This is a genomic window from Vibrio sp. 10N.222.52.C3 (assembly GCF_041474195.1).
GTDB classification, from domain to species: Bacteria; Pseudomonadota; Gammaproteobacteria; order Enterobacterales; family Vibrionaceae; genus Vibrio; species Vibrio crassostreae_C.
Map to the genome: position 1 here is coordinate 1 of NZ_JBFRTQ010000263.1, position 238 is coordinate 238.

General features: G+C 44.5%; 1 protein-coding gene. It reads left to right on the forward strand.

The features are described 5' to 3' along the window. The coding region (locus tag AB4517_RS22805) for a transposase (protein WP_372150147.1) at positions 1 to 238 on the forward strand (238 nt) is incomplete at both ends.

Below are 238 nucleotides of genomic sequence, written 5' to 3' on the forward strand. Positions count from 1 at the left end.
CAGGTCAAATATCGCAATAGGTCTAGAGGGGCTATTCACCATATAGCCATTGATTCGACAGGCCTCAAAGTCTTTGGTGAGGGTGAGTGGAAAGTAAAAAAGCATGGTGCAGAAAAACGAAGAACATGGCGTAAGCTGCACTTAGCTGTAGATGTGGATACTCACGAAGCGATTAGTGCGGAAGTCAGCCTTGTAAATGTTGGCTATAGTGAAGTGCTACCAACATTACTCAACCCTT